Origin of the sequence: Streptomyces sp. NPDC048275 (assembly GCF_040652275.1) — a bacterium.
Classification (GTDB): domain Bacteria; phylum Actinomycetota; class Actinomycetes; order Streptomycetales; family Streptomycetaceae; genus Streptomyces.
In genome coordinates, this window is record NZ_JBEZLR010000069.1 from 47,152 (window position 1) to 53,543 (window position 6,392).

At 67.1% G+C, this 6,392-nt stretch carries 4 protein-coding genes and 1 pseudogene; 4 read left to right on the forward strand and 1 reads right to left on the reverse strand.

Features of this window, described 5'->3' with window-relative positions:
• Positions 1 to 12 precede the first annotated feature (12 nt).
• From AB0D57_RS32280 to AB0D57_RS32290, 3 genes are read left to right on the forward strand one after another with little or no spacing between them, the layout of a single operon-like run.
• Entirely contained in the window at positions 13 to 1,803 is a 1,791-nt protein-coding gene (locus AB0D57_RS32280; protein ID WP_362081058.1) for an FAD-dependent monooxygenase, read from the forward strand.
• Positions 1,804 to 1,806: 3 nt separating this feature from the next.
• Positions 1,807 to 2,862 (forward strand): maleylacetate reductase, encoded by a 1,056-nt coding sequence (locus AB0D57_RS32285; protein ID WP_362081061.1) that lies wholly within the window; start codon positions 1,807 to 1,809, stop codon positions 2,860 to 2,862.
• Complete coding sequence (locus tag AB0D57_RS32290) at positions 2,859 to 3,764, forward strand: intradiol ring-cleavage dioxygenase (RefSeq protein ID WP_362081064.1); 906 nt, start codon at positions 2,859 to 2,861, stop codon at positions 3,762 to 3,764. Before AB0D57_RS32285 ends, AB0D57_RS32290 begins: the two co-directional genes overlap by 4 nt.
• Positions 3,765 to 3,824: 60 nt before the next feature.
• Here AB0D57_RS32290 and AB0D57_RS32295 read toward each other — a convergent pair.
• Positions 3,825 to 4,274, reverse strand: a pseudogene (locus tag AB0D57_RS32295) (rhomboid family intramembrane serine protease); the annotation flags it as partial.
• A gap of 149 nt (positions 4,275 to 4,423) precedes the next feature.
• Between AB0D57_RS32295 and AB0D57_RS32300 the strand changes: the two are divergent.
• Positions 4,424 to 5,560: a site-specific integrase gene (locus AB0D57_RS32300; RefSeq protein ID WP_362081067.1), complete on the forward strand. Its 1,137-nt coding sequence runs from the start codon at positions 4,424 to 4,426 to the stop codon at positions 5,558 to 5,560.
• Positions 5,561 to 6,392: the final 832 nt, after the last annotated feature.

Here is a 6,392-nt window from a genome sequence, read left to right on the forward strand (position 1 = left end):
GTGAGACACCACATGCCCGACTTCAACGACGGTCAGCGAGTGACCGAGCTTCCGGCATCGTCGCAGGTGGAGGCCGACGTCCTGATCGTCGGCTCGGGGCCGGCCGGCGCCTCGGCGGCGCTGTTCCTGTCGACCCTGGGGATCGACAACATTGTGATCACCAAGTACCGGTGGACCGCGAACACCCCACGGGCACACATCACCAACCAGCGGGCGATGGAGATCTTCCGCGACATGGGGATCGAGGACCAGGTGCTGGCCGACGCCACCGCCCACGGCCTCGTCGGGGACACCGTCTTCTGCACCTCCATCGCGGGCGAGGAGATCGGCCGCATCCACACCTGGGGCACCAGGCCCGACCGGGAGGCGGACTACCGACTGGCCTCCCCCTGCCTCACCGTCGACATCCCGCAGACCTACCTCGAACCGATCCTCGTCAAGAACGCCACCGTGCGCGGCACCCAGACCCGCTTCTCCACCGAGTACCTCTCGCACACGCAGGACGACACGGGCGTCACGGTCCGGGTGCGCGACCGGCTCACCGGCCAGGAGCACGACATCCGGGCGAAGTACCTCATCGGCGCCGACGGCGCGCGGTCGCGGGTCGCCGAGGACATCGGTCTGCCCTACGAGGGCGCGATGGACATCGCCGGTTCGATGAACATCACGTTCAAGGCCGACATCGAGTCCTACGTCGGGCACCGGCCCTCCGTCCTCTACTGGGTGATACAGCCGGGCGCCAACGTCGGTGGCATCGGCGCCGGTCTGGTCCGGATGGTCCGCCCGTGGAACGAGTGGCTCATCGTGTGGGGCTACGACATCAACTCCGAGCCCCCGGTGGTCGACGAGGCCGAGGCCGTCCGCATCGTGCGGCAGCTGCTGGGGATGCCGGATCTCGAAGTGGAGATCACCGGCACCAGCCTCTGGGGCAACAACGAGATGTACGCCACCCACCTGCAGAAGGGCCGTGTCTTCTGCGCGGGCGACGCGATCCACCGCCACCCGCCGAGCAACGGCTTGGGGTCGAACACCAGCATCCAGGACTCCTACAACCTGGCGTGGAAGATCGCGGCCGTGCTGCGCGGGCAGGCCGATCCGTCGTTGCTGGAGACGTACTCGGCGGAGCGGGCGCCCGTGGCCGAGCGGATCGTCACACGGGCGAACAAGTCGAGCCGCGAGTTCGCCGACATCTTCCAGGCCCTCGGCGTCCTCGACGCGAAGGACGAGGCGGAGATGCAGGCCCGGATCGAGGAGCGGAAGGCCAACACCCCCGAGGGCGTGGCCAAGCGGGCCGCCCTCGTGGCGGCGATGGAGACCAAGAACTACGAGTTCAACGCCCACGGTGTCGAACTCGGCCAGTTCTACGAGTCCACCGCCATCGTCTCCGACGGCACCCGCCCGGTGCCGAGCCGGGACGAGGACCTCTACCACGTCATGTCGACCAGCCCCGGGGCACACGTCCCGCACGCCTGGGTCGGCGACAACGTCACCAAGCTCGCCCTGATGGATCTGGCGCCGTACACCCGCTGGACCCTCATCACGGGCGTCGCCGGTGAGAACTGGGCCGAAGCGGCCGAGAAGGTCGCGCAGGACCTCGGGATCCCGCTCGAAACCGTGGTGATCGGCCCGGGCCGCGAGGTGACGGACCTCTACTACGACTGGGCCAGGCTCCGGGAGGTCGAGGAGTCCGGCGCGATCCTGGTCCGGCCCGACAAACACGTCGCCTGGCGCTCGACGAGCCTCGCCGACGACCCCGCGGCAGCGCTGCGCGGCGCCCTCAGCCAGATCCTCGGGAAGGCGTGAACCATGCGGTTTGCTCACGAGACGCTGCCACAACGGGTCGTCTTCGCCCCCGGTGAGGCGCCGGCCGCGGTGGCGGCCGAAGTGGCGGCGCTGAAGGCGACGAAGGTGATGCTCATCGCCGCGGCGGCGGAGGCGGCCCTCGCCGATCGCGTCGGTGCGGACCTGCCGGTCGCGGTGCGCCACGACGAGGTCGTCATGCACGTTCCGGTCGACGTGGCCGACCGCGCCAGGAAGGCCGCGACGGAGGGCCGAGTGGACGTGCTGGTGTGCGTCGGCGGCGGTTCGACGACCGGCCTGGCCAAGGCGGTCGCGCTGACGACCGGCCTGCCCATCGTGGCCGTCCCCACCACGTACGCCGGTTCGGAGGCCACGAACGTCTGGGGCCTCACGGAAGGAGAGGTGAAGACCACCGGCGTCGACCCATGGGTCCTGCCGCGCTCCGTCGTGTACGACGCCTCGCTGATGCTGAGCCTGCCGGTGGAGATGTCCGTGGCCAGCGGCCTCAACGCCCTGGCTCACTGCGTCGACTCCATGTGGGGCCCCCGCGCCGACCCGATCGACCGGGCCCTGGCGGGGGAGGGCATCCGGGGCCTGGCCCTCGGCCTGCCCGCCGTGGCCGTCGATCCGACCGGGCTGGAAGGACGCGAACAGACGCTCTACGGCGCCTACTTGGCCGCCGTCGCCTTCGCCTCGGCCGGCTCGGGGATGCACCACAAGATCTGTCACGTGCTGGGCGGGATGTTCAACCTGCCGCACGCCCAGACCCACGCGGTGGTACTGCCGCACGTGCTGGCCTTCAACGCCCCGGCCGCGCCGGAGGCCGAGCGGCGCATCGCCCAGGGCTTCGGCAGCCCGACCGCGGTGGCGGGCCTCGCGGCGCTGCGCGAGGCGCTCGACGCTCCGCGCGCGCTGCGCGACTACGGCATGCCCGAGGACGGCATCCCCCGGGCGGTGGCCCCCATCCTCGAAGCGGTCCCTGCCGACAACCCCACTCCGTTGACCGAGGAGAACCTCACCGCGCTGCTGCGCGCGGCCTGGGAAGGAAGTGACCCCGCATGACCCTCAGGTCCCCCCACGACGTCTCGCCCGAGCAGGCCGCCCGCGAGGAAGAACTGATCGCGCGCGTGCAGCACTCCTTCAACTCCTGCCAGGACCCCCGCCTGAAGGAGCTGATGCGGGCCGTCGTCAAACACCTCCACGCGTTCCTGCGCGAGGTCCGCCTCACCGAGGAGGAGTGGAACAAGGGCATCGAGTTCCTCACCGCCGTCGGACACCTCACCGACGACAAACGCCAGGAGTTCATCCTGCTCTCCGACACCCTCGGGGCGTCGATGCAGACCATCGGGATCAACAACGAGGCCTACGGCGACGCCACCGAGGCCACGGTCTTCGGCCCCTTCTTCGTCGAGGGATCCCCGAAGATCGAGCCGGGCGGGGACATGTCCTTCGGGGCCGCCGGCGAGCCGTGCTGGGTCGAGGGGACCGTCTCCGACGCCGACGGCACGCCGATTCCCGGGGCGAAGATCGAGGTCTGGGAGGCGGACGAGGACGGCTTCTACGACGTCCAATACGACGACGACCGGGTCGCGGCCCGGGCGCACCTGTTCACGGACGCCGACGGGCGCTACCGCTTCTGGGGCATCACGCCGACGCCGTACCCGATTCCGCACGACGGCCCCGTGGGAAAGATGCTGGAAGCGACCGGTCGCTCGCCGATGCGGGCCTCGCACCTCCACTTCATGGTCGAGGCAGCGGGGTGCAGGACCCTCGTGACCCACATCTTTGTCAGGGGCGACGAGTTGCTCGACTCCGACACCGTCTTCGGCGTCAAGGAGTCACTGGTCAAGAACTTCGAGTGCCGACCGGCCGGCACGCCGACGCCTGACGGGCGCGTCATCGACGGCACCTGGACGGAGGTCCGCTTCGACATCGTCCTCGCCCCCGCCGACGGCCGAGGATGACGCGCGGCCGCGGCAGGTCCCGGCCTGCGTTCTCATCTGCCGGGTTGGATCCTGCCGCTCTCACCAACCTGGCCGCGCACGCCTGCCGAACAGCAGGCCGCGCGGCTCGGGGGGTGGTGGGGTGCCGGGGCGCAGCGGCCAGGCGAGCAGCATGCCGGTCAGGAAGCCGACGATGTGTGCCGCGTACGCCACGGTGCCCGCGTCGGACACGCCCTCGCCGGACGAGTACACGGCCTGCAGTACGAACCAGAAGCCCAGCACCAGCCAGGCCGGAAGTCGCAACGGCAGGAAGACCAGGAACGGGACCAGGACCCACACTCTGGCCTTCGGGAACAGCACCAGATACGCGCCCAGCACCCCGGCGATCGCCCCGGACGCGCCGATCAGCGGGTCGGACGAGTTGTCGTTGAGGAACGCGAAGCCGTACGCCGCCGCGTAGCCGCAGGCCACGTAGAACAGGGTGAACCGCACGTGGCCCAGGCGGTCCTCGATGTTGTTGCCGAACAACCATGTACTGGACATATGTGCTGGTCACAGCCATGATGCTCGGGCACGGGTCAGCAAGATCTCAGCAAGGGTCATCGTTGCTGACCTCCGGGTTTCACCACGGGGACTGCGACCAGCGCTGTCCCCCAGTCCCCACCGGAAGGACTCGACTCTTGGCTCGACAGCTCGCCCGCGGCATGGGCTCTTTCTTCAAGACGTGCGACTGCGCCAAGCCGACGCGTTGTCCGCACCCGTACACCATTCGGTTCCGGGACGCGGGAGGAAAGCAACGCGAGGAGACCGGCCATGCCACGCAGGATGATGCGATTGAGCGGCTGACAGATCTATACCAGGAACGGAAGAAGACCTCCCCGGCTGTGGCCGCGGCCCGCCGTGACCTCGGGCGGCTAACGATCGAGCAATACTATGAGAAGTGGTTGCCGCGGCAGCGCAAGATGACCGAATATTCGACGGCTCAGCATGTGGGCAGCTACTTCAAGATGCACATAATTCCGGCTATCGGGTCTCGCAAGTTGAACTCAGTGACTCCGAGCGTCGTTGAGGGATTCCTTGACCACCTGGAAACTGAGGGCGTGGGCCGAGGTCATCAGTCGAACATCTACCGGTCCTTGAAATCCCTTCTCAGGGATGCCTACGACAAAGGTGCTATGGCGCATGACCCGGTGAAAGGCGTGCAGGACCCGGAATACGTTCCCGGACTTGTTGCCATTCCGGCACCGGAATACATAGCCAAGGTCTTGCTGAAGGCGGATCCGCTGCTCGCCATGGAGATAACGATGATGGTCGGCTGTGGGCTTCGTAATGGCGAAGCCCGGGCAGTCAACGTAAATAACGTTGTTGCGGACGATGTGTATCGAGTGACTGATCAGATTCATTCGGTTCTGGGAAAGCCCGCGAAATTGAAGCATCGCAAGGCTGGAGAGTTCAGGGAAGTTCCATTGCCGCGTATGGCGAGGGAGGCGATGGAGCGTTTCGCGGAAAAGCACGGCGTGTCGGATGAGGGCTATCTTTTGCGGGGGTCGCGCGGGTACTTCACCGAACCGCTGGAGCGGTATCGTGTAGTGAAGTTGTTCGATGCCCTTCCTCCGACGGAGGGGGTTGGAATGTATAGTTTTCGTCACTTCTTTGCTTCGAATGCCCTGGGGAATGGCATACCGATCACCGACGTGGCTGAATGGATGGGGCATAAGTCCATTGAGGAGACTTACCGCACATACAGGCACTTGATGCCGGGCAGCATCACTAAGGCGGCTGCGATCCTCGATGTGGGGCTGAGGCTGGTTGCTTGACTGGCGCGGGCGGAGATGCTTGGACTCAGTAGTCGGGGCCCTGTGGGTCAAGGCGCGATCGGGGTCTGTGGGCCGTGACGAGGCGCCCTGCAGCTGTATCGCACCGCGTTCGATCGCGGGTGTCTGGGCGGCGTGGCTCGGCCTCAACCGGCTGGACGTGCCCTGCGTTGTGCGCGATGGCGCCCCGGAGGGTGCCCACCTGGCGGCAGAGCGGAGGCTCCCGGAGCTGGCCTGGCAGGCCACCCAGGTGAGCCGGACGCTTCAGATTCGGATGCGCGTGATTCCGGCGGACTGTGAAACTGTGCCCCCGCCGTGAGAGGTCATGTGGCCTTTCCATCGTCGGCCGGCGGGGCCTGGACACCGAAACGCCCCTGCGCCGGCGGGAAGGACCAGGGTCCGCACGGTCACCACTACCTCGACGCCGGAACCCCCACGTGGGCCGTAAGGCGTGGGTCATGTCCCCATCGGAGCACGCCCGCGTCGGGGGGCGCGCGGCTTCCGTTGGGCTGTGGATCGCTGAGTGGAGCGTGTCGCTCGACGTGTTCTCGATGACTCATCATGTGGAGTGTGTGGCGATTCTTGAGCCGGTGGCTAAGGGCTCCTGACCTGCGGTTTTGTGCGTGCGCATTATGTGCAGTGTGGGCGTTACGGGCGATATCTTGACGCTGAAATGACGCTCGTGACGCTCATTTGACGCTCGTTCTGATGGGGTGTCAGGCGTGCTGCTAAGGCCGCCTCTAGTGTCTCGTGATCCTGTTCATGGAACCTTAGGCTTCCGTCATCGTTGAGTCTGGTATGGATCTCTCCTCTGAACAGATGGCAGAACTGCGGG

Bases quoted from the DNA above. Each gene is read 5' to 3' on its own strand.
- AB0D57_RS32280 (WP_362081058.1), top strand. From the start codon at position 13: ATGCCCGACTTCAACGACGGTCAGCGAGTGACCGAGCTTCCGGCATCG.
- AB0D57_RS32285 (WP_362081061.1), top strand. From the start codon at position 1,807: ATGCGGTTTGCTCACGAGACGCTGCCACAACGGGTCGTCTTCGCCCCC.
- AB0D57_RS32290 (WP_362081064.1), top strand. From the start codon at position 2,859: ATGACCCTCAGGTCCCCCCACGACGTCTCGCCCGAGCAGGCCGCCCGC.